Genomic DNA, 22856 nt, shown 5'->3' on the forward strand with positions numbered 1-22856 from the left:
CTACCAGCGGGTCTCGAACTTGTTGCGCAGATAAATGGCGAGGCCATTCATCGCCAAGAGGAAGATCAGCAGCACGATGATAGCTGCCGAGGTGTTCTGGACGAAACCGGGGTCGATTTCGTCAGACCACAGAAAGATTTGCATCGGCAGCACGCTCGACGGATCGGTGATCCCGCCCGGCGGGGTCGAGACGAAGGCGCGCATGCCGATCATCAGCAGCGGCGCGGTTTCGCCCAGGGCGCGGGCCATGCCGATGATCGTACCGGTGAGGATGCCGGGCAGGGCCAGGGGCAGGACGTGGTGGAACACGGTCTGCACCGGGCTGGCGCCGACGGCGAGCGCGGCGTCGCGGATCGAGGGCGGCACCGCCTTGATCGCGTTGCGGCCCGAGATGACGATGACCGGCATGGTCATCAGCGCCAGGGTCATGCCGCCGACCAGCGGCGACGAGCGCGGCAGATGCGCGAGGTTGATGAACACCGCGAGGCCGAGCAGGCCGAAGATGATCGAGGGCACGGCGGCGAGGTTGTTGATCGAGACCTCGACCCATTCGGTCCAGCGGTTCTTCGGTGCGAACTCTTCGAGGTAGATCGCGGCGAGCACGCCCATCGGGAACGACAGCGCCAGGGTCACCAGCATGGTCAGCAGCGAACCCTTGACCGCGCTCCACACGCCGGCCGTCGTCGCGTCGGTCGAATCCGATCCGAGGATGAAATCGATGCTGAGCCCGCCGAGCCCGTTCTTCGCCATGGTGAAGAGCAGGATCGCGAGGAACAGCAGCGAGACGATGATCGAGCCGAGCCCCAGCGCGCGGAAGCGGCGCTCGGCGGCGTGGCGCTTGGCCAGGCGGCGCTGCGCCGCGGCGGATTGCCAGTTGTCAGTCATAGGCTTCACGGAACCGCTTCACGACGCGCAGCGCGACGATGTTGAGGATGAGCGTGATGACGAACAGCACCAGGCCGAGCGCGAAGGCCGACAGCGTCTTGGGGCTGTTGAACTCCTGGTCGCCGGTCAGCAGCTGGACGATCTGGTAGGTCACCGTGGTCATCGAATCGAACGGATCGGCCGACAGCCGAGCCGAGGCGCCGGCGGCCATGACCACGATCATCGTCTCGCCGATCGCGCGGCTGACCGCTAGCATGACGCCGGCGACGATGCCGGGCAGGGCGGCGGGCAGCAGCACCTTCTTGATCGTCTCGCTCTCGGTCGCGCCCATCGCGAGGCTGCCGTCGCGCATCGCCTGCGGTACGGCGGCCATGGAGTCGTCGGCCATCGACGAGACGAAGGGGATGATCATCACGCCCATGACCAGGCCCGCGGCGAGCGCGCTCTCGGTCGAGGGATTGTCCTTGCCCAGCATCTCGGCGAAGTCGCGGACCATCGGCGCCACGGTCAGCGCGGCGAAGTAGCCGTAGACCACGGTGGGAATGCCGGCGAGGATCTCGAGGATCGGCTTGAGCACCTTGCGCGCCGTCGGCGTCGCATATTGCGTCAGGTAGATCGCGCTCATCAGGCCGAGCGGGATGGCAACGATCATGGCGATGATCGCGCCGATGTAGATCGTGCCCCAGAACAGCGGCACCGCGCCGAAGTCCGCGCCGTCGGCGGCATCCTTGGGCGCCCAGTGCAGGCCGGTGAGGAAGTCGATCGGCGAGATCTGGCTGAAGAACAGGCCGGTCTCGTAGAGCAGCGAGACGACGATGCCGATCGTCGTCAGGATCGCGACAAGCGAGGCCAGCAGCAGCAGGAACATCACCGTGCGCTCGGTCCGCGTGCGCGCCGGGAAGCCCGCGCGAACGCGGGTGAAGGCATAGGCGCCGCCGGCGAAGGCGAGCACCAGCGCGAGCAGGCCGCCGATCATCGCATAGCGGAACTGGAGATCGCGCAGCGGCTCGGCGAATTCGGTGGCCAGCGGATTGAACGCCGACGCGTTGGGATCGCGCGCCAGGTTCCAGGCCTCGGACAGCACGGCGGCGCGGTCCATGTCGATCGTCGGCAGCTTGGCCGCGATCGGCTGGGCCAGGATCGCCGATTCGACGAGGCCGGGCATGATCGCCTGCCAGACCAGCCAGGCGATCAGCGCCGGGACGATCAGCCACAGCGCGACGTACCAGCCGTGATAGCCGGGCATCGAATGCAGCGAGCCGCGACCGGTGTAGAGCAACCGGGCCTTGGACCGCGCGGCGAACCAGCCGACGAGGCCCAAGGCGAGGATCGCCGCGAGGACGATGTTCGAGGTCATGGTAAGGGGCTATCCGGCCTTTACTTGAGGCTCGCCGGGTCCAGCAGGGTCATCTTGGCCGCGATGTCGGCGCTCTTGGCGCGGACGTCTTCGGGAGCGATGACCATGCCCTTGGCTTTCAGGTAGCCGTCGGGACCCCAGGACTTGGCCCATTCCGCGACATAGGCGGCGAGGCGGCCCTGGGTGGCGTTGAGGTGCTGCTTCTTGACGTAGATGAACAGCGGACGCGCACCGGGGTAGGTGAAGTCCGAGATCGTCGCATAGGTCGGCTCGATGCCCGACATGGTCACGCCCTTGAGCTTATCCATGTTCTCTTCGAGGAACGAGAAGCCGAACACGCCGATGGCCTTCGGGTTCTGCGCGATCTTCTGGACGATCAGGTTGTCGTTCTCGCCCGAGTCGACATAGGCGCCGTCGTCGCGGATCTCGGTGCAGACCTTCTTGTGCTGGTCGGCGTTCGACTCCTTGAGCGCCTTCATCGCCGGATCGCTTTCGCAGCCCTTGGTCAGGATCAGCTCGGCCAGCGCGTCGCGCGTGCCCGAGGTCGAGGGCGGGCCGTAGACCAGGATCGGGATCGCCGGCAGCGCGGGATTGACCTCGCTCCACAGCTTCGCGGTGTTGGGCTTGCCGAACGGGTTGGCGGCGAGCGCCTTGTAGACGTCGACCGGGGTCAGCGCCATGCCGGGGCCGCCCTTGGCCTCGCCGAAGGCGATGCCGTCGAGGCCGACCTGGATCTCGACGATCTCGGTCACGCCGTTCTTCTTGCAGTCCTCGAACTCGGACTTCTTGATCCGGCGCGAGGCGTTCTCGATGTCGGGGTGGCTGGCGCCGACGCCGGCGCAGAACAGCTTCATGCCCGCGCCCGTACCGGTCGATTCGATCACCGGCGACTTGCCGCCGGCGCTGGCCTTCTCGGCGACGGCCGTGGCGAAGGGATAGACGGTCGAGGAGCCGACGGCGCGGACGAAGTCGCGCGATCCCGCGGATCCGCCACCCGAACTGCCGCAAGCGGCGAGTGCGATCGTGGAAACGGCAGCGATGGCGAGATTACGGATGATACCCATGGAAAGACCCCTTAGCCTCCGGTTATGGGGCGCTCCTATTGGCCTATGATGACAGTTCCATGACAAAACGGTGACGCGTCGAGGACCCTGCAAATAAGGCATTCGGACCGCTTTGGGACAGCTTAGCGGGGCGGGGGCGCAAAGGAAGCCCCGGCGCGGCCGTTCTTGGCGGCAGAGCGGCGTTCGGGAGGTGTCGCAGCCAGCTTCGAATCAGAAATCGATCTGCGCGCGCATGCCGAAGGCGTCGACCGAATAGTTCGGATTGCCCGCGGCGGTCACCGGAGCATCGCGCAGCCACATGTGGCCATAGTTGGCGACGAATCGGACATAGTCGATCGGCACCCAGATCAGCGAGACGCCTGCGGTCTTCTGCACGCCGCCGTTGATCCCAGCGTCGGCGAGGTCCAGCCAGTCGTAGCGGACGTTGAGCTGGAGGGCGCCCATGCCGCCCTTGCCGACGGGACGGCGCGGCTTGATCCGATCGTAGACGCCGGCCTTGTAGCCGGTCTCGTCGTCGGTCAGCAGATAGCCGACTTCGGCATAGGCGCCGCGGAAAGTGGGATCGGCCAGGCCCGGACGCAGCACCGTCACCTGATAGCCCTCGCCGGTGGCATGCAGGCGGCCGGCGATATAGGCGAGCTCGGCGCCGAACAGGCGCTCGCCGCTGGCGGTGAAGGCGCCGCTGTCGACCAGGCGGACGTCGGTCGTGCGCAGGAACGGCCGCGCGCGATAGCGGACGCCGTTGGCGGTGCGGTTGAGGTCGTGGAAATGCGCCGACAGGCCGAGGTGGAGGGTGCCGTTGCCCAGCTTGGGCATGGCCACGACGCGGCCGTCGAGGCTCCAGTTGCGATCGGTGTCGACGGCCAGCGCGGGCAGGTCGTCGGAGAAAATCCCGCCCTGGATCAGCAGCTTCTCGCTCGAATAGGTCGCGCTGAGACCGAGCCGGCGCTCGAAGCCGAAGGCCGTGGCGAAGCTCGCGCGCTCGAGCATCGAGGTGAAGTTGTCCGAGGTCATCTCCTCGAGCCCCCAGAACGGCTTCTGGTGCCCGAGCGCGAGGGTGATGTCCTTGTTCGCCTTGTAGGTCAGGTAGACGTCGGTGAGCGTGACGTCCGAATTGCCGAGGTCGGCCTCGACGCGATAGCCGAAGCCACCGGGCATCGTGCCTTCGAAGCCGAAGTAGAGCCGGCGCATCCGCGTCGCGACGCCGAGGTGTTCGGGGCCCGCGCTGATTCCGGCGGGCGCATCGATGTAGCCGGCGTCGAGCTGCATGCGGCCGCGCGGCTTGAAGCTCCAGCCGCCATCGGCCGACAGCTCGGGCGCGCCCTTCCAGGCGACCTTGATCGGCGGTGCCTTGGCGGCGGCGGTCGTGGCTGCCGTCGCCGCAGTGGTTGCGCTCGCGGCGGCCTGGGTGGCGGCGTCGGCCTTGGCATTGGCCGTGTTGAGCTGGCTCTCGAGCTGGTCGATCCGTTCGGCCATGCGCTGCATCTGCGCGCGCATCGTCGCCAGTTCCTGCTGCACCGCCGCGGTGTCGGCGGTCTGCGCCTGCGAGGGCAGGGCCCAGCCGAGCGCGACGGCGATCGCCGGGATCGAGACGGATCGGGCTTTGCTCATGATGAATCCCCAAGGCAGGCGAGGGCCAGTCGCTGCGCCAAGCCAGCCTTTAGGTCATCTTCGTAGAAACAATAAGAAACAATTCGCCGTCTGCCGTGCGTCGAGCACGTCTCGACCGGGTATCTCGTGTCTTTTCAGCGACATGACGCGGCGGAAAATGTGACTTTAATGCGTCTGAATGGTGACGGTAGTCCGATCAGGCCTTGCGCAAGGGCAGCATGATCGAGGCCGTCGTGCCCTCGCCGAGCCGCGTGGTGATGTCGAAGCGGCCGCGGTGGCGTTCGACGATGTGCTTGACGATCGACAGGCCCAAGCCCGTGCCGCCGGCCGCGCGGCTGCGGCTGGTGTCGGCGCGGTAGAAGCGCTCGGTCAGGCGCGGCAGGTGCTCGGGGGCGATGCCTTCGCCCTCGTCGCGGACCGTGACCGAGAGCCAGCCGGTATGCGTCGCTTCGAGCGTGACATGGACCGGACCGCCGGGCTTGCCGTACTTGAGCGCGTTGTCGATCAGGTTGCGGACGACCTGCGCCATCTGCCCACGATCACCGGCGATGATCGCCGACTCGCAATTGGCGCCGACCGAGACGTTGGTGCCTTCGCGGAACTCGCCCGCGACCTCGCGCGCGAGCACGGCGATGTCGACCTCGTCCGACGGGACCTCGTGCTTGACCGCCTCGATCCGCGACAGCGACATCAGGTCCTCGACCAGGTGCTGCATGCGCAGCGCCTCGTGCCGGATGATCTCGAGGAAGCGCTCGCGCGTGGCGGGATCGTTGCCGGCCTTGGGCGTGAGCAGGGTTTCGACATAGCCGATGATCGCGGCGAGCGGCGTGCGCAGCTCGTGGCTGGCATTGGCGACGAAATCGGCATGGGCGCGGGCGGTGCTGGCCTGGACCGAGAGGTCGTAGAGCGTGACGAGTCGCTCGCCGGGACCCACGACCTGGCAATCGACTTCCCAGACCGAGCCGCCGACCGAGAGCCCGTCGATCCGCGCCGAGCCGCCGGCATCGTCGAGAATGACCGAGACCGCCTCGGGATTGCGGATGGCGATGCGCACGTCCTGGCTGACGATGTGACTGCCGAGCAGCGCCTTGGCCGCGGCGTTGGCGAAGACCACTTGCCCGCGCGCGACCGCGAGCGCGGGGGTCTGGATGTGTTCGAGCAGGTGGACGCCATCGAGTGCCATGTGACGGTTCTAGGGACTTATTGTGACAACGGGAAGTTGTCGAACATGCGCCACAGTCGCGAGCGGTCGGCCAGGATCGCGCGCGCGGCGTTGTGCCCCGGCGCGCCGGTCACGCCGCCGCCCGGATGCGCGCCCGAGCCGCAGAGGTAGAGCCCCTTGATCGGCCCACGATAGTCGCCGTGGCCGAGCACGGGGCGTGCCGACCACAACTGGTCGAGGCTCATGCGGCCGTGAAAGATGTCGCCGCCGATCAGGCCGAACTTGCGTTCGAGATCGAGCGGCGAGTGGATCTGCCGCGCGATCACGCTCGCGCGGAAATTGGGCGCGTGCCGCGTGACCGTGTCGATGATGCGATCGGCCGCGGCCTCGCGTTCGTCGTCCCAGGATCTGCCGCTGCCATCAGGATTGGGGGGCAGTTCGGGGGCGAACTGCTGGCAGAACAGGCTGGCGACGTGCGCACCGGGCGGGGCCAGGCTGTCGTCGAGCGTTGAGGGGATCAGCATCTCGACGATCGGTTCGCGCGACCAGCCGTGCGCGCGGGCATCGTCCCAGGCCGCGTCCATATAGTCGAGCCCCGGGGCGATGACGATCCCGGCGGTGTGGTGATCGGCCAGAACCTTGCCCGGAAGCACGCTGAAATCGGGTAGTTCGGACAACGCGACGTTCATGCGGAATGTGCCCGAGCCGGTCTTGAAGCCGGCCATGCGCCGGCGGAAATCGGCGTCGAGATCGGCGGGGTCGATCATCCGGCGATAGAGCAGCGCAGGGCCGACATTGGCCGCGACGCGCGGGCTCATGATTTCCTCGCCGCTCTCGAGCTGCAGGCCCGCGACCTTGCCGCCGTCGACGAGCACGCGCGCCACCGGTGCCTCGACACTGATCTCGACCCCGACGTCGCGGCAGGCCGCGGCCATGGCTTGGGTGATCGCCCCCATGCCGCCGACCGCATGGCCCCAGGCGCCCTTCTTGCCGTTCACCTCGCCGAAGACGTGGTGGAGCAGGACATAGGCCGAGCCCGGCGTCGAGACCCCGGCCCAGTTGCCGACCACGGCGTCGAAGGCGAAGGCCGACTTGATGCGGTCGTCCTCGAACCAGAAGTCGAGGAATTCGCGCGCCGACTTGGTGAAGATCGCCAGCAGGTCGCGCTGTGCAGCGAGGTCGAGCTTGCCGAGCGGCCAGCCCTGCCGCGCCGCCGCAACCAGTTCGCCGAGGCCGCCGCCGGCGTTCGGCGGAATCTCCAGCGCCAGCCCGCGCAGCACGTCGGCGACCTTTTCGAGCGCCGCGTCGTAGGCCGGATAGGCCTCGGCATCGCGCGGTGAGAAGCGCGCGAATTCGGCGCGGGTGCGATCCATGCCGCCGCCGAGCTTCAGGTAGTCGTTGTCGAAAGGCAGGAAGTTCGACAGCCGCCGCTCGACGATCCGCAGGCCGCGTTCGTGCAGCTTCATGTCGGCGATGACCTTGGGCTGGAGCAGGCTGACCGTGTAGCTCGCGGTCGAATTGCGGAATCCGGGCGCGAATTCCTCGGTCACCGCGGCGCCGCCCACCACATGCCGACGTTCGAGCACGCGCACGCGCAGCCCCGCGCGGGCGAGGTAGAAGGCGCAGACGAGGCCGTTGTGTCCGCCGCCCAGGATCAGAGCATCATAGTGCTTGCTCACGCGTTGCCTCCGTGGCGACTACCTTGGCCGACCCTTGCCGTGCCATGCTGCGTGTGCGAAACAACACGCATGGGGGGCTTGCCGGGACGGTTACCAGTGCAGCGCTTACGGCAGGGGATTCAAGAGTGAGTTTCACCGCGGACCGGCTTCTTCTCTTCGGCGCTACCGGCGATCTGTCGAAGCGCATGTTGTTGCCCTCGCTCTGCGCGCTCGCCGCGGACGATCTGCTACCGCCGAGTCTGGAGATCATCGGCACCGCGCGTTCCGATCTCGACGACCAGGCCTTCCGCCAGTTCGCGCGCGAAGCGCTCGAAAAGTTCCTGCCGGCCGAACGCCGCGGCAGCGTGGGCGCCTTCCTCAACCGCCTGCACTACCAGCCGCTCGATGCGACCCAGGAGGACGGCTTTGCCGCCCTGGCCGACAAGGTCGGCAAGCCCGAGCAGGGGCTCGCGATCTTCCTGTCGACCGCGCCGAGCCTGTTCGAGCCGACGATCCACGGGCTGCAGAAGGCGGGACTGACCGGCGACACCGTGCGCATGTGCCTGGAAAAGCCGCTCGGCACCGATCTCGAAACCAGCCGGCACATCAACGATGCCGTCGCCAGCGCCTTTCCCGAGGACCGCATCTTCCGCATCGACCACTATCTGGGCAAGGAAACCGTCCAGAACCTGCTGGCGCTGCGCTTCGCCAACATCCTGTTCGAGCCGCTGTGGAACGCGGCGCATATCGATCACGTCCAGATCACCGTCGCCGAGACCGTCGGCCTCGAAGGGCGCGTCTCGTTCTACGACGATGCCGGTGCGCTGCGCGACATGGTGCAGAACCACATGCTGCAGCTGCTGTCGCTGGTGGCGATGGAGCCGCCGTCGAGCTTCGATGCCACGGCCGTGCGCGACGAGAAGGTGAAAGTGCTGCGCAGCCTGCGCCGCGTCGGGCCCGACGAGACCGTGACCGGCCAGTACCGCGCCGGCGCCATTACCGGCCAGGCCGTGCCCGGCTACGACGACGAACTCGGCAAGGATTCGGACACCGAGACCTTCGTCGCGATCAAGTCGCACATCGACAACTGGCGCTGGAAGGGCGTGCCCTTCTACCTGCGCACGGGCAAGCGACTGCCCGAGCGCGTGACCGAGATCGTCGTTCAGTTCCGTCCCGTGCCGCATTCGATCTTCGCCGGATCCAATGGCAAGAAGGGCGGCGCCAAGGCCGAACCCAACCGGCTGGTCATCGGCATCCAGCCCGAAGAGAACATCACCTTGTCGCTGATGGCCAAGGTGCCCGGGCTCGATCGCGGCGGGATCCGCCTGCGGCCGGTGCCGCTCAACATCGCCATGCAGAACGCCTTCGCCGGCAAGGAACGTCGCATCGCTTACGAGCGGCTGCTGCTCGACCTGATCGAGGGCGATCAGACCTTGTTCGTCCGCCGTGACGAGGTGGAAGCGCAGTGGGACTGGGTCGATGCGATCCGCGCGTCCTGGGAAGACCAGGGCGCGACCCCGAAGAACTATACGGCGGGCTCCTGGGGGCCATCCGCAGCGATCGCCCTCGCCGAGCGCGACGGCGTCACATGGCACGAGTAGCCAAAAGAAGCGTTGTGGGCAGAGGGTGTGCCAGGGGATGGCAAGGTCAGGAGGTACGGCCATGAGCAATCTCAACCCTGAGGTCGCCCGCGTCACCGAAAGAATCGCTGCGAAGTCGCGCGACAGCCGCGCGCGGTATCTCGATCTCATGGCGCGCGAGGGCGACAAGCACGGCAGCCGCGATTTCCTGTCCTGCTCGAACCTCGCGCACGGCTTTGCCGCGGCGCTGGAAGACAAGGATTCGATCGCGACCGGTCGCGGACCGAACATCGGCATCGTCACCGCCTATAACGACATGCTCTCGGCGCATCAGCCCTATGGCCGCTATCCCGAGCAGATGAAGCTCTATGCGCGCGAGGTCGGCGCCACGGCGCAGGTCGCGGGCGGCGTGCCGGCGATGTGCGACGGCGTGACCCAGGGCTTCGACGGCATGGAGCTGTCGCTGTTCAGCCGCGACACGATCGCCATGTCGACCGCCGTCGCCATGAGCCACGCGATGTTCGACGGCATGGCGCTGCTGGGCATCTGCGACAAGATCGTTCCCGGCCTGATGATCGGCGCGCTGCGCTTCGGCCATCTGCCCGCGGTGTTCATTCCCTCCGGGCCGATGCCATCGGGCATTTCGAACAAGGAGAAGCAGAAGACCCGCCAGCTCTATGCCGAAGGCAAGGTCGGCCGAGCCGAGCTGCTCGCCAGCGAGAGCGCCAGCTACCATTCGCCGGGCACCTGCACCTTCTACGGCACGGCCAATTCGAACCAGATGATGATGGAGCTGATGGGGCTCCACATGCCGGGCGCGGCCTTCGTGCCGCCGAACACGCCGCTGCGGCAGGCGCTGACCCGCGCCGCGGTCCACCGGCTGGCGCAGATCGGCCGCAACGGACCCGATCCGCGGCCGATGGCGCAGGTCGTCGACGAGAAGGCGATCGTCAACGCCTGCGTCGGTCTGCTGGCGACGGGCGGCTCGACCAACCATGCGATCCACCTGCCCGCAATGGCGCGCGCCGCCGGGATTCAGCTCGACTGGGAGGATCTCGACGAATTGTCCGCCGTCGTGCCGCTGATCGCGCATGTCTATCCCAACGGCGCCGCCGACGTGAACCACTTCCACGCCGCGGGCGGCATCGGCTACGTGATCGGCGAATTGCTCGGCGCCGGGCTGGCGCACGCCGACGTGCTGACCGTGGCCGAGGGCGGCATGGGCGACTATGCGCGCGAGCCCTGGCTTGAGAGCGAGGCGCTGGCCTGGCGCGATACGCCCAAGACGAGCGGCGATGCCTCGATCCTGCGCCCCGTGTCCGATCCGTTCCTCGCCGATGGTGGCATGCGCCTGGTCCAGGGCAATCTCGGCCGCGGCACCTTCAAGACCAGCGCGGTCGATCCGGCGCGTTGGACGATCGAGGCGCCGGTGCGCGTGTTCGACACGCAGGAGGGTGTGACCGAGGCCTTCAAGGCGGGCGAGCTTGATCGCGACGTAATCGTCGTCGTGCGTTTCCAGGGGCCGCGCGCCAACGGCATGCCCGAACTGCACAAGCTGACCCCGCCGCTCGGCGTGCTCCAGGATCGTGGCCACAAGGTCGCGCTGGTCACCGACGGGCGCATGTCGGGTGCTTCGGGCAAGGTGCCCGCGGCGATCCACATCACGCCCGAGGCGCTGAACGGCGGCGCCCTGGCATTGCTTCAGGACGGTGATCTCGTACGGCTGAGCGCCGAGGACGGCACGCTCGAAGTGTTGAGCGATCTCTCGGGGCGTACGCCCGCGCAGTGCCACGAGGCCACGGCCGGGATGGGGCGTGAGCTCTTCGCCGTATTCCGCCACATGGCCGGCGGGGCGGAGCAGGGCGGATCGGCGATGCTGGAGCTGGCCGGCCTGTGAGCCCTGCTGTGAAGCCTGACGTGACGCGTATTGTCGTCGGCGACATCGGCGGGACCAACGCCCGTTTCGCGCTGGCAGAGATCGCGCAGGGCCGGATCGTCTCGCTTGGCGAGCCGGTGATCCTGCCGACGAAAGACCATGCGGGGCTGCCCAGCGCCTGGCACGCCTATGGCGAGCAACTCGGTGAGCCCCTGCCGCGGCTCGCGTCGTTGGCGATCGCCGGGCCGGTGACCGGCGGTCCGGTCGATTTCAAGAATTCGGACTGGGTGGTCTACCCGGATACGCTCGAACAGGACCTCGGTCTCGATCACGTCCTGCTGCTCAATGATTTCGGTGCGATGGCCCATGCCGTGCACGCGCTGGGGGCCGAGCATTTCGTCCACGTCTGCGGCCCCGACGTGTCGCTGCCCGATCACGGCGCGATCTCGGTGCTCGGGCCGGGGACGGGGCTCGGCGTCGCCGTGCTCCAGCGCACCGCCGCCGGGCCGATCGTGCTCGAGACCGAAGGCTCGCACATCCATTTCGCGCCGCTCGACGAGACCGAGCAGCGGGTCAGCGCGGTGCTGAGCGCCAAATACGGCCGTACCTCGGTCGAGCGTGTGGTTTCGGGGCCCGGCCTCGGCGACGTGGTCCGCGCGCTGTCGCCGGGAGAGAGCCGCAACGACGCGGCGCTATGGGAAGCCGCCATCGGCCGCGAGGAAGCGGTGCTGATCGAAGCGCTCGACCTGTTCCTCGCCAGCTATGGTGCGGCCACCGGCGATCTCTCGCTCGCGCACGGCGCCATGGGCGTCGCGCTGACCGGCGGGCTGACCAACCGCCTGCTGCATCTGATTCCCGAGAGCGGCTTCCACGCGCGGTTTTGCGACAAGGCGCGGTACCGCGCGCGCATGGAAACCGTACCGATCAAACTCGTCACCCATCCGCAGCCGGGCCTGTTCGGCGCCGCGGCCGCCTTTGCCAGGGAGCACGCATCCGCATGAGCCGCATCGAAACCATCATGCTCACGGCCCCGGTCATCCCGGTTCTGGTGATCGAGGACGTCGCCCATGCCCTGCCGATCGCCCAGGCGCTGGTCGCGGGCGGGCTGCCGGTTCTCGAAGTCACCCTGCGCACCCCCGCCGCGCTCGACGCGATCCGCGAGATGAAGCAGGTCCCCGGCGCGATCGTCGGCGCGGGCACCGTGCTCAACCCCGCGCAGCTCGACGCCGCGCTCGAAGCGGGTAGCGAATTCATCGTCTCGCCGGGGCTGACCGAGCCGCTGGGCCGCGCGGCGATCGCGGCGGACGTGCCGTTCCTGCCGGGCACGGTCAATTCGGGCGATATCATGCGCGGGCTCGATCTCGGCCTCAATCGCTTCAAGTTCTTCCCAGCCGCGGCCTCGGGCGGCATTCCGACCCTGTCGGCGCTCGCCAGCGTGTTCGGCGAGGTGCGCTTCTGCCCGACCGGCGGGATCAGCTTCGCCACTGCGCGCGAATGGCTCGCGCTCGACGCGGTGCTCTGCGTCGGCGGATCGTGGGTCGTCCCCAAGGGCGCGCCCGACGTCGCCGCGATCGAGACTGCCGCACGCGCAGCGAGCGGGCTTCGTTCGACCGGGATGGGGGCATGAGCGCGGTGGCTCCCGGCGTCGCCGATCTCGACCGCCGCCTGCAGGAACTGCACGCGCGCACGGCGGAGACGCCGCTGTTCAATCCGGTGTTCCAGCTCGGGCTCGAGCTGTCGCGCCAGCTCGAAAGCGGCGAGCTCTCGCTCGATGCGGTCGAGGCGCTGGTCGCCGAGCTCGAATGCGAGGGCCTGCGCGCCCGCGCCGCGCGGCTGCATCGGCTGGTCTCGCCGCTGGAGCCCGCGGCCAACGAGCAGCGGCTGCGCGACCTGGCGGGCGAGGAGGACTTCGCCGCCTTCGCCGCGCGCTGGCAGCGCCCGCTCGCGCATGTTGTGTTCACCGCGCACCCGACGTTCCTGCTGACCAAGGCGCAGACCGAGGCGGTCGCGCAGTCGGCCTCTTCGGGCGAGATCAGCGAGCAGACCACCTGCGTCGCGCCGCACGATCGCGACCACATCACGCTCGATACCGAGCACGAGGCGGCAATGGCCGCCATGGCGCGGGCGCAGGACGCGCGCGACCGCATCGCCGGCCTGCTGTTCGACGTCGCCGCCGCGCGCTGGCCCAAGCGCTGGCGCTCGTTCCAGCCGATGCCCGTGCGGCTCGCGAGCTGGGTCGGCTACGACATGGACGGCCGCACCGACATCGGCTGGGCCACCTCGGTGCGCTATCGCCTGATCGAGAAGGCGCTGCGCCTGTCGCGCTATGCCGCGGCCCTGCGCGATGCCGCGCCGACGATCGCCGACCGGCTGGCACGCGCCGGCGCACATACCGACAAGATGGTCGAGATCTTCGGCGAGGATCTGACCGATCCCGCCGCGGTCTCGGCGGCCGCCAACCAGTTGACCGAGGATCACGCCGACCGCCTCGTCAGCCTTGCGCCGGTGATCGCCGAGCTCGAGGACGAGGCGCGCACCGCAGATGCCGACATCGCGCGCGTGCTGCTCGTCGTCGCCGCCTCGATGCGTGCCGACGGGCTCGGCATGGGCTGGATCCACTTCCGCGTGAACAGCTCGCAGCTGCAGAACGCGATCCGCCGCCGCATCGACCCCGACGGCAAGCTCGACCTCGCGAGCCAGGCGGCGCTGGTCAAGATGCGCGAGATGCTGGCTTCCGCGAAGCCGCTGCGTTCGAACTTCGCGGCGCTGGCGATCGAGAACTCGACCGCCGTGCGCCAGTTCCTGGCGATGGCGCAGATCCTCGCGCATGTGGATGCCGACGCGCCGATCCGCATGCTCGTCGCCGAGTGCGAGCAGCCGACGACGGTGCTCGCCGCGCTCTACTTCGCGCGGCTGTTCGGCATCGAGGACAAGGTCGACGTCTCGCCTTTGTTCGAGACCGAGAGCGCGCTCGAACACGGCGGGCGCTTCCTCGACGCGGTGCTAGAGGAAGAGGCCTACCGCGAATATGCGCGCAAGCGCGGCCGGGTCTCGATCCAGACGGGCTTTTCCGATGCCGGCCGCTTCGTCGGCCAGATCCCGGCAGCGCTGGCGATCGAGCGGCTGCAGGGCCGCCTGGCCGAAGCCATGGCGGCGAACGGGCTGACCGACGTCTCGGCGCTGGTGTTCAACACCCACGGCGAATCGATGGGCCGCGGCGCGCATCCCTCGGGCATCGAGGATCGCCTGGCCTGGCCGATGTCGCCCTGGGCGCGCCGGCGCTTCCTGCGCGCGGGGATCAAGCTCGAACCCGAAGTCTCGTTCCAGGGCGGCGACGGCTACCTGTTCTTCGGCTCGCCCGAGCTGGCCTTCGCGACGCTCACGCGCTTCGCCGAGCAACCGCTGTGGGAGGCCGACGTCAATGCGCCGACCGATCCGTTCTATCGTCGCACCGACCTCAGCCTCGACTTCTACCGCGCGGTGCGCCGCGTGCAGCAGGAGCATCTGGCCAGCGCGACCTATTCGCGTGCGCTGACCGCCTTCGGGCTGGGCATGCTCAACGACACCGGCAGTCGCAAGTCGCGCCGCCAGTCGGACCTTGCCGCCGACCGGACCATGAGCCTGCGCCAGATCCGCGCGATCCCGCACAACGCGATCCTCCAGCAGCTCGGCTATCCGGTCAACGTCATCGCCGGCATCGGCACGGCCGCCGAGGGCAACCGCGAGGAGATCGCCACCCTGCTGCGCGACAGCGCGCGCGGGCGCCAGCTGGTGCGACTGGTGCGCGCCTCCAACGCGCTGGCCTCGATCAAGACCGTCGCCGCCTATGGCGAGCTGTTCAACTCGGCCTATTGGGCCAGCCGGCCCTATCGCGGCAACGAGCAGCACATCGCCGATGCCTGCCTGACCTTGGGCGAGTATCTGACCAAGGACGACCGCGCCGGCGTGTTCCGTCGCTTCGCCTCGCGCCTGCGTGTGGATTCGCTGAAGCTCCACCGCCTGCTCGCGCTGGTGCCCGACGAAGCGCCGCTGGCCGATCGCGAGCACGCGCGGCGCAACCTCGGCGTGCTCCAGTCGATCCGCATCGCGCTGTTCCAGCACATGTTCCTGCGCGCGGTGATGGTGCCGCCGTTCAGCCGCGCCAACGACATCAGTCGCGAGGACGTGATCGAGATGGTCTTCACCCTGCGCATCGACGAGGCGCTGGGCCAGCTGCGCCGGGCCTTCCCGATCTCGTTCCCCAAGATCGGTGACTTCGACGTGGCCCAGCCCAGCGACTATCCCGACGAGGGCGCGACGTCCTATGCCGCGATCCACCGCGACTTCATCGACCCGCTCGCGCGGTCGCAGGAGCTGGCCCTGCGGATCACCACCGCGATCGCCGATGCCTTCGGCGCGCACGGTTAGCGGCTGTTAACGCAAGGCGTGCCATAGGGGTTTGCACAAAGCTTTGAGAGATACGCGATGCCGAGCCTGTTGAACGGACGAGTCCTGTTGGGAGCCGCATTCGTCGGCCTGGCCGCGGTGGCCGGGACGATGATGGTCGCCAACCAGGACAAGACGCCGGCCGCGCCCGTGCAGAAGGCTCCCGCAGCGCAAGTCGCGGCGGCTCCGGCCCCCGCCGCTGCAACGCCCACTCCCGCCGCCAGTGCGAGCCCGGCGGCCGACGACGGTTTCACGATCAAGCGCATCCTGCCGATCGAGGGTGCGATCAAGTACGGCGATTGGCACTGGGACGACAAGGACGTGCCGGCGGGCCCGATCGTCATCACGGTCGACCTCGACGCGCGCGTACTGTCGATCTTCAAGGGCGGCTACGAGATCGGCGCTTCGGCCGTGCTGCTCGGTACCCAGGACAAGCCCACCCCGCTCGGTGTCTTCCCGATCATGCAGAAGAAGGCGCACCACACCTCGAACCTCTACGATGCCGAGATGCCCTATATGCAGCGGCTAACCAACGACGGCGTCGCGCTGCACGCGAGCAACGTCCGCTGGGGCTATGCCAGCCACGGCTGCATCTCGATGCCGCTCGAATTCGCCAAGAAGGTGTTCGAGCAGACCAAGGTCGGCGACAAGGTCTACATCACCCGCGGCAAGCAGGTGGGCATGGGCGATTCACTGACGAGCTGAGGGTTCATCCTCCCCGGAACGGGGGGGGGGGGGACCGCACCGCGAAGCGGTGTGGTGGAGGGGGCTATCCGCCCACGACACGTTGCGTGAGGAGGAGAACCCCCTCCGTCAGCGCTCCGCGCTGCCACCTCCCCGTACCGGGGAGGATGGGTTTCGCCGCGCCGGCGCTTTCATGAAGGTCCATACCCCGCGCGCCGGCCGGACGACGAGACCGCCGATCGACGCGGTCTGACCTGCGAGCAGGCTATCGAACAGTCGCGCCACCGCGCCGCCGCGCGGTTCCTCGCCGTCGATCTGCAGCACGATCCGCGCCAGCACGCGCAGCGCGATCGCGCGCGGCGCCTGGGGGCGGTAGGTCACGCCGAGCCCTTCGGTCGAGACGCATTCGCTCCATTCGCGCCGCGCCGCCCATTCGAGCGCGGCGTCGGCATCGGCGAGATGGCCGGCGCTTGTCGCCACGGCGCTGACGTCGAGCCAGTCGGCCTGCTGCAGTGCCTTGCGCAACCGCGCGCGATCGAAGCGATCGTCGGCATTGCTCGGATCCTGCGCGGCGTCGATGCCGGCCGCGGCGACGAGCGCTTCGAGCTCCGCCTTGCGCCAGCCCAGCAGCGGCCGGAGCAGGGGGAGGGCGCTGCCCGGCACCTGACCGCGCGCGCGGGTGCCGGCAAGCCCGGCGACGCCACTCGCGCGGTTGAGCCGCAGCAGCAGTGTTTCGGCCTGGTCGTCGGCGTGATGCGCGGTCAACAGCGCGTCGAGGCCCTGTACTCCGGCCCATTCGGCCAGCGCCGCATAACGCGCCGCGCGGGCTTCGGACTGGACGTTGCCCTCTGCCACCGTGACCGCGAGTACCGCATGCGGCACGCCGAGCTCGGCACAGAGACGGGCCACCGCGGCGGCTTCGGCAGCACTTTCCGCGCGCAGGCCGTGATCGACCGTTGCAGCCGCGATAGCGCCGGGCAGGGCTGCCTTGGCGAGCAGCAGCAGCGCCAGACTGTCGGGGCCGCCCGATACCGCAATGCCGAGCTTGCCCGGCTCACGGCGCAGCGCGCCCAGGTCCTCGGCGAAACGGCTGATCAGCGCCGGATCGAGATCGGCCACCTTACTTGGTGCACTTCACCCCGTTGCGCGTGGCGTCGTACTGGCTCTTGAGCCGGCCGGCCGCCTCGGTCGCATAGGTTTCGGCGAACTCGGCGAGCGCGATGCAGGCGCGGCTCGTGTCCTTGAGCTGGCGCATGGAGTCGGCAAGCAGCAGCAGGCTGTCGGCGGCGCGCGCACCGGTCTTGTCGGACTGGAAGTTCTGCAGGAACCAGGTTGCGGCGTCGCGCGGCTTGCCGTCGTCGAGATAGGCGCGGCCGAGCAAGTTGCGCGCATAGCTGATCTTCGAATGGCGCGGATAGCGGTCGACGTACATCTTCAGCTGCTGCTGCGCCTCGGGATAGAACTTCGCTTCCCATAGGCGGAAGCCATAGGAGTATTCGTCGTCGCCGGCGTCGTTGGTAGCCGGCTTCTGGATCGCGCGCACGGCGGCGACGCGCTGGGCCGAGGCCGGGCCGGTGGCCGCGGGCGTCGTTGCCGCCGGGCGCGTCGCGGCGGGGGCCGGCGTCACTGCGGCCGCGGGCTTCGGCGTGGGAGTCACCGCTACCGCCGGGGTAGGGGTGGGCGTCACGATCGCCGTCGCCGGCACCGTCGTCGGGTCGGTGGCCGCCGCGGTGGCATCGGTCGGCGCCGGACCCAGGCGGGCTTCGATCAGCGAGACGCGGTTCGACGTCTGCTCGACCTGCGCGGTCAGCCGCTGGAGCTGTGCCTCGAGCGTTTCCATGCGCGTCAGCAGGTCGGTGACGGGCGTGCTGGTGGGGGCGTTGGGCGTTGCGGTCGTGGTCTGGCCCGAGCCGATCTCGGGCGTGAAGAACTTGCCGTCGCCGCCGGGGAACACCTGCCGCTGCAGCGCGCGGATTTCGGCTTCCATCTTGCGGATGCGCGCTTCGGCCATGGTGTCCTGCGCGAAGGCCGGCGAGACGAAGGCGACCTGCATCGAACCGAACAGCACCACTGCCAGGGCGGACATAGTCGCCGCCTTCACCGGGCGGACCCGCCCGAGCCATGTCGTCATTATCGCACCTGTTCCCGTATCCTCAGACCATCGTCATGGCCTGCCTGCGACCGACCTAACCTGGCATTAACCAAGCGGTCGCAACCTTGCTTGCCGCAGCCACGCGGCGGTGTCGAGCCTTGCCTATTGCGAAACTGGGGAAGCTTCGGCCGCCGGCGCGGCGGGGGCAGGCTCCGGCGCGACCGGCGGCAAGGTCAGCGGCGGCCGCGTCGCACGCGGCGACGGTTGCGGAGCGGGCGTCGCCCGTGCGGCCGGCGCGGTGCTAGGGCGCGCTGCCGGCGCGGTGGGCACATTGCGCTGGGTCGTGGCCGGTGCCGGTGCAGCCCGCGCGGGTGCGGCCTGTACCGGTGTAGTCTGCGCGGGAGCGGTCACGGCCTGGGCGGGCGCCGCCGGGGCTGCTGCCGGAGGCGCGACCGGGGCAGGGGCCGGCAGTCCGCGCGCGAGCAGGGCTGCGGCCGAAACGGGCACGGTGGTGACCACGCGCTTGTCCGCCAGCGGCGCGACGGGCTGCCCGCCGATCGTCACGGCCAGGGCATCGGGCCAGCCGGTGCGCAGCTTGGGCTCGGCCGCATCGGTGGGGATGGTGAAGCTCTCGCCCTGGGCCATCTGCTTCTCGAACAGCTTCTTGCCGCTGGCATCGGTGATCTTCACCCAGACGCCGGCTTCCTTGGCCGTGATCGTGACCGGGCTCTGCGCCGTCGGGCCGGCGGGGGCGGCCGGAGCCGCGGCGACGGCCTTCTTGGCGGCGGGCGGCGGCGTTTCCTTGAGCAGGTCGGGCAGCGAGACCGCGGGGAAGATGTAGCTGCCCCAGAACACGACCACTGCAGCGACCACCGCGAGTGCGGCGGCGCCGGCGACCCAGGCGAGGCGCACGCTGGGCACGCGGGCAGGATCGCCGGGCTCGAAGGTGGGCTTGGGTGCGACCTCGACCTCGTCGACCATGTCGAGTTCGACGCGCACCGCCTGCGCGATCTCACGCTCGTCGAGGCCGACCGCGCGGGCATAGGCACGCGAGAAGCCGACGGCATAGGTGCTCGAGGCAAGATCGGCGAAGCGCTCTTCCTCGATCGCGGCAAGATGGCGCTCGGCGATCTTCGTGCGCGCGGCGATATCGGCGCGGCTCAGTCGCTGTTTCTCACGCGCCAGGCGCAGCCGTGCGCCCACGCTCATGGGGAAATCGAAGGGTACCTGCGGCGTATGTAGATCCTGTTCGGCCATCCCGGTCCCGATCGGAGTTCGAAGCTTGCGCCCGTAAGACCCGCAGAGAAACGCGCTCCCGTCCGTCAAGTCAAGCCCGCGCCCTTGCGCTCGCTGCGATTGTGACACAAGCCTGTGGACCGCGCGCCCACGCCAGGCGGAAGCCTCGGCGCGATCAGTCGCAGGTGATGCCGTGCTTGCAGGTCCAGTCCTCGAGCGCCGCACGCAGGCTCGGCGGAGGCGTGGCCAGCCAGCCGTCCATCGCCGCCTTGATCGCGCCGAGATCGATCTTGCGCACGAGCTCCTTGATCGGCCCGATCGCCGCCGGGGTGATCGACAGCCGCCGGATGCCGACGCCGAGCAGCGCCAGCGCCTCGAGCTGGCGGCCGCCCATCTCGCCGCAGACGGTGAGATCGACCGCATGGCCCTCGAGCGAACCGATCGTGCGGCGGATGAAGCGCAGGATCGACGGGCTCAGCCAGTCGTAGCGCTCGGCCAGCTTGGGGTTCGAGCGATCGGCGGCGAAGAGGAACTGGGTAAGGTCGTTGGTGCCGATCGACAGGAACGACAGCTTGGGCGCGAGCACGTCGAGCTGTTCGGCGAGCGCCGGCACCTCGAGCATCGCGCCATAGCGGATCGCCTCGGGCAACTGCTTCTTGCGCGCCTTGAGGAACGAGAGCTGGCCCTCGAACACGGTCTTGGCCGCGTCGAATTCCCAGGGCTCGGAGATCATCGGGAACATGACGTTGAGCGTCCGTCCGGCCGCGGCCTCGAGCAATGCGCGCGCCTGGGCCTTGAGCAGGCCCTCGCGTTCGAGCGCGACGCGGATCGCGCGCCAGCCCATCGCCGGGTTCTCCTCGCCCTCGCCGTCGTCGTGGCGCAGGTAGGGCAGGACCTTGTCGCCGCCGATGTCGACCGTGCGGAACACCACCGGCCGGTCGCCCGCGGCCTCGAGCACTTCGCGGTAGAGCCGCGTCTGCCGCTCGCGCGCGGGCAGGGTGGCCGAGACGAGGAACTGGAACTCGGTGCGGAACAGGCCGATGCCGTCGGCGCCGGTCAGCGTCAGGTTCGGCATGTCGTCGCGCAGGCCGGCGTTCATCATCAGGGTGATGCGCTGGCCGTCCTTGCTGACCGGCTCGACGTCGCGCAGCAGGGCATAGGCGGCCTGGCGCTCGCGGCTCTTGGCGAAGCGTGCCTCGAAGGCCTCGGTCAGCGCCTGTGCCGGGCGCACCGTGCAGGTGCCCTGGTCGCCGTCGAGCAGCAGCGCGTCGCCCTCGCGCACCTGGCCGCGCAGCCCGCGGATGCGGCCGAGCACGGGAATGCCCATCGCGCGCGCGACGATGACGACGTGCGCGGTCAGCGAGCCTTCCTCGAGGATCACGCCCTTGAGCCGGCGGCGGTCGTATTCGAGCAGTTCGGCCGGGCCGAGGTTGCGCGCGATCAGGATCGCGTCGTTGCGCAGCCCCTTGCTCGCCGCCGTGCCGAGCTGGCCCGAGACGATGCGCAGCAGCCGGTTCGACAGGTCTTCCAGATCGTGCATGCGATCGGCCAGCAGCGGATCGTCGATCTGGCGCATGCGCATGCGCGTGCGCTGCTGCACGCGCTCGATCGCCGCCTCGGCGGTGAGGCCGGAATCGATCGCCTCGTTGATCCGGCGCGCCCAGCCTTCGTCGTAGGCGAACATCTTGTAGGTCTCGAGCACTTCCTCGTGCTCGCCGCCGACGCCGAATTCGGCCTGGGCGGCCATGCGGTCGATCTGCTCGCGCATCTTGTCGAAGGCGTGGAACACGCGCTGGCGCTCGGCCTCGGTGTCCTCGGCGACGACGTGCTCGATGGTGATGCGCGGCTGGTGGTAGACCGCGCAGCCAGAGGCCAGGCCCTTGACCAGAGTCAGGCCGCGCAGCAGCTCGGAGCCGGTCTGGGCGCCGGCGCTGGCATAGTCGTCCTCGTCGACGAGCTCGGCATTGGCGATGAGCTCGGACAGCACCATCGCCACGGTCTGCAGCGCCTCGATCTCGACCTCTTCGTAGCGGCGCGGCTCGACGTGCTGGACCGAGAGCACGCCGACGCAGCGCTCCTTGCGCACGATCGGCACGCCGGCGAACGAGTGGAAGCGGTCCTCGCCCGTTTCGGGGCGGTACATGAAGTCGGGGTGCGCGGCCGCCTCGGCGAGGTTCAGCGTCTCGACGTTGTCGGCGATCGTGCCGACCAGGCCTTCGCCGATCGCCATGCGCGTGACGTGCACGGCCTCTTGCGCCAGGCCGCGCGTGGCGAACAGCTCGAGCATCCCCTCGCGCAACAGATAGATCGAGCAGACCTCGCTATCGAGGCCCTCGCCGATCACCTCGACGACGGTGTTGAGCTTCGCTTGGGCGTGGCTGCGCGAGGCCATGACCTCGTGCAGGCGGTTGAGGATCGTTCTGGCGGCGGCGACGGCTGCGCTGGTCATGCGCCTCGACTAGCCCAAAGCCACGGCTTTGGAAACGCGGCACGGGACCGCGCAGCCATCATCGTGCAAAAAGTCCGTCAGATGTGCGAGAGTTCTTCCTTGATGCGGAGCTTGCGCTTCTTCAGCGACTGAATGACCGTATCGTCCGGTAGGGGGCGGCTCAATTCTGCCTGGATCTGCCGTTCCAGTCCCGCATGCTTGTGCTGCAGGGCGCTGAGATGCGATGCGTCCATTGGGTTGGGTCCTCCTATTGGGGCCCACCATCCGAGAAGCGACTCGTTCCCGAAGGGTGCGGCGCGATTGTCAGGGAACCATATTCGGCCTATCTTGCGAAGGTGGTAAATGTGACATTTCGGCGAAACGCGGCGAGTCTGCGTTAAGCGGGGATGTGGTCTTTTTCGCCGGCGGAACCGCTAGGGTCCCGGGCGGTGCTTTGGAGAATGCCCGCGTGAACGACGAAGAGCTGCGCAAGCGGCTGGAGGCGCTGAGGATCGAGCATCGCGATCTCGACGCGGCCATCGATGCCCTGGCGAGCGCCAATGCGATCGATCAGCTCCAGATCGCCCGACTCAAGAAGCGCAAGCTCCGGCTCAAGGACCAGATCGCGATCGTCGAGGACTATCTTATCCCCGACATCATCGCCTGAATCTTCACCATTTCGGACCCAATTACCCCTCGTCTCGTCGCCGTCCGCGACGAGCCGTGCAGTACCGTTGTTCCACTTTTGCACAGTCCCAATTTGAATCGCCGATCGCGATAAATCCCGGTTGCGACACG

At 68.6% G+C, this 22856-nt stretch carries 18 protein-coding genes; 7 read left to right on the forward strand and 11 right to left on the reverse strand.

Annotated features, from left to right (window positions below; all coding sequences use genetic code 11):
- The 6 genes from pstA to OLX23_RS10725 all read right to left on the reverse strand — a co-directional run bounded on the left by pstA (position 1) and on the right by OLX23_RS10725 (position 7758).
- Positions 1–885, reverse strand: a complete 885-nt coding sequence (pstA, locus tag OLX23_RS10700; protein WP_264445675.1) for a phosphate ABC transporter permease PstA — start codon at positions 883–885, stop codon at positions 1–3.
- On the reverse strand, positions 878–2242 hold the full coding sequence (gene pstC / locus OLX23_RS10705) for a phosphate ABC transporter permease subunit PstC (RefSeq protein ID WP_264444984.1): 1365 nt from the start codon (positions 2240–2242) through the stop codon (positions 878–880). Before pstC ends, pstA begins: the two co-directional genes overlap by 8 nt.
- Positions 2243–2262: 20 nt before the next feature.
- On the reverse strand, positions 2263–3306 hold the full coding sequence (locus OLX23_RS10710; protein WP_264444985.1) for a substrate-binding domain-containing protein: 1044 nt from the start codon (positions 3304–3306) through the stop codon (positions 2263–2265).
- Positions 3307–3516: 210 nt separating this feature from the next.
- A complete protein-coding gene (locus OLX23_RS10715) occupies positions 3517–4917 on the reverse strand; it encodes an OprO/OprP family phosphate-selective porin (protein WP_264444986.1) in 1401 nt (466 codons plus the stop codon).
- A 196-nt stretch (positions 4918–5113) separates the two neighbouring features.
- Positions 5114–6100 carry a sensor histidine kinase gene (locus OLX23_RS10720; protein WP_264444987.1) on the reverse strand — a complete coding sequence of 329 codons (987 nt, stop codon included), beginning with the start codon at positions 6098–6100 and terminating at the stop codon, positions 5114–5116.
- 17 nt (positions 6101–6117) lie between these two features.
- Positions 6118–7758: a phytoene desaturase family protein gene (locus OLX23_RS10725; protein WP_264444988.1), complete on the reverse strand. Its 1641-nt coding sequence runs from the start codon at positions 7756–7758 to the stop codon at positions 6118–6120.
- Positions 7759–7883: 125 nt separating this feature from the next.
- On the opposite strand from OLX23_RS10725, the gene zwf reads away from it, so the two are divergent.
- From zwf to OLX23_RS10755, 6 genes are all read left to right on the forward strand, one after another.
- Entirely contained in the window at positions 7884–9338 is a 1455-nt protein-coding gene (zwf, locus tag OLX23_RS10730) for a glucose-6-phosphate dehydrogenase (RefSeq protein ID WP_264444989.1), read from the forward strand.
- 61 nt (positions 9339–9399) lie between these two features.
- Entirely contained in the window at positions 9400–11214 is a 1815-nt protein-coding gene (edd, locus tag OLX23_RS10735; RefSeq protein ID WP_264444990.1) for a phosphogluconate dehydratase, read from the forward strand.
- Between the two features lie 20 nt (positions 11215–11234).
- Positions 11235–12194 (forward strand): glucokinase, encoded by a 960-nt coding sequence (locus tag OLX23_RS10740; RefSeq protein ID WP_264444991.1) that lies wholly within the window; start codon positions 11235–11237, stop codon positions 12192–12194.
- Positions 12191–12820, forward strand: coding sequence for a bifunctional 4-hydroxy-2-oxoglutarate aldolase/2-dehydro-3-deoxy-phosphogluconate aldolase (gene eda, locus OLX23_RS10745; RefSeq protein ID WP_264444992.1), 630 nt, complete (start codon positions 12191–12193; stop codon positions 12818–12820). The genes OLX23_RS10740 and eda overlap by 4 nt, the downstream gene beginning before the upstream one ends.
- Positions 12817–15600, forward strand: a complete 2784-nt coding sequence (locus OLX23_RS10750) for a phosphoenolpyruvate carboxylase (RefSeq protein ID WP_264444993.1) — start codon at positions 12817–12819, stop codon at positions 15598–15600. Before eda ends, OLX23_RS10750 begins: the two co-directional genes overlap by 4 nt.
- 87 nt (positions 15601–15687) lie before the next feature.
- Positions 15688–16323, forward strand: coding sequence for a L,D-transpeptidase family protein (locus OLX23_RS10755; protein ID WP_319641310.1), 636 nt, complete (start codon positions 15688–15690; stop codon positions 16321–16323).
- Between the two features lie 108 nt (positions 16324–16431).
- Here the strand turns inward: OLX23_RS10755 and tilS are convergent, their stop codons facing one another.
- The 5 genes from tilS to OLX23_RS10780 all read right to left on the reverse strand — a co-directional run bounded on the left by tilS (position 16432) and on the right by OLX23_RS10780 (position 22312).
- Positions 16432–17421 carry a tRNA lysidine(34) synthetase TilS gene (gene tilS / locus OLX23_RS10760; RefSeq protein ID WP_264444994.1) on the reverse strand — a complete coding sequence of 330 codons (990 nt, stop codon included), beginning with the start codon at positions 17419–17421 and terminating at the stop codon, positions 16432–16434.
- Between the two features lies 1 nt (position 17422).
- Positions 17423–18388, reverse strand: a complete 966-nt coding sequence (locus tag OLX23_RS10765) for a tetratricopeptide repeat protein (protein ID WP_264444995.1) — start codon at positions 18386–18388, stop codon at positions 17423–17425.
- 168 nt (positions 18389–18556) lie between these two features.
- Entirely contained in the window at positions 18557–19603 is a 1047-nt protein-coding gene (locus tag OLX23_RS10770; protein ID WP_264444996.1) for a helix-turn-helix domain-containing protein, read from the reverse strand.
- A gap of 202 nt (positions 19604–19805) precedes the next feature.
- Positions 19806–22079, reverse strand: coding sequence for a phosphoenolpyruvate--protein phosphotransferase (gene ptsP / locus OLX23_RS10775; RefSeq protein ID WP_264444997.1), 2274 nt, complete (start codon positions 22077–22079; stop codon positions 19806–19808).
- Positions 22080–22156: 77 nt separating this feature from the next.
- Positions 22157–22312, reverse strand: a complete 156-nt coding sequence (locus tag OLX23_RS10780) for a YdcH family protein (protein ID WP_264444998.1) — start codon at positions 22310–22312, stop codon at positions 22157–22159.
- A gap of 215 nt (positions 22313–22527) precedes the next feature.
- Between OLX23_RS10780 and OLX23_RS10785 the strand changes: the two genes are divergently transcribed.
- Positions 22528–22725 (forward strand): YdcH family protein, encoded by a 198-nt coding sequence (locus tag OLX23_RS10785; RefSeq protein ID WP_264444999.1) that lies wholly within the window; start codon positions 22528–22530, stop codon positions 22723–22725.
- Positions 22726–22856: the final 131 nt, after the last annotated feature.

This window comes from Novosphingobium sp. JCM 18896 (genome assembly GCF_025938095.1).
GTDB lineage: Bacteria > Pseudomonadota > Alphaproteobacteria > Sphingomonadales > Sphingomonadaceae > Novosphingobium.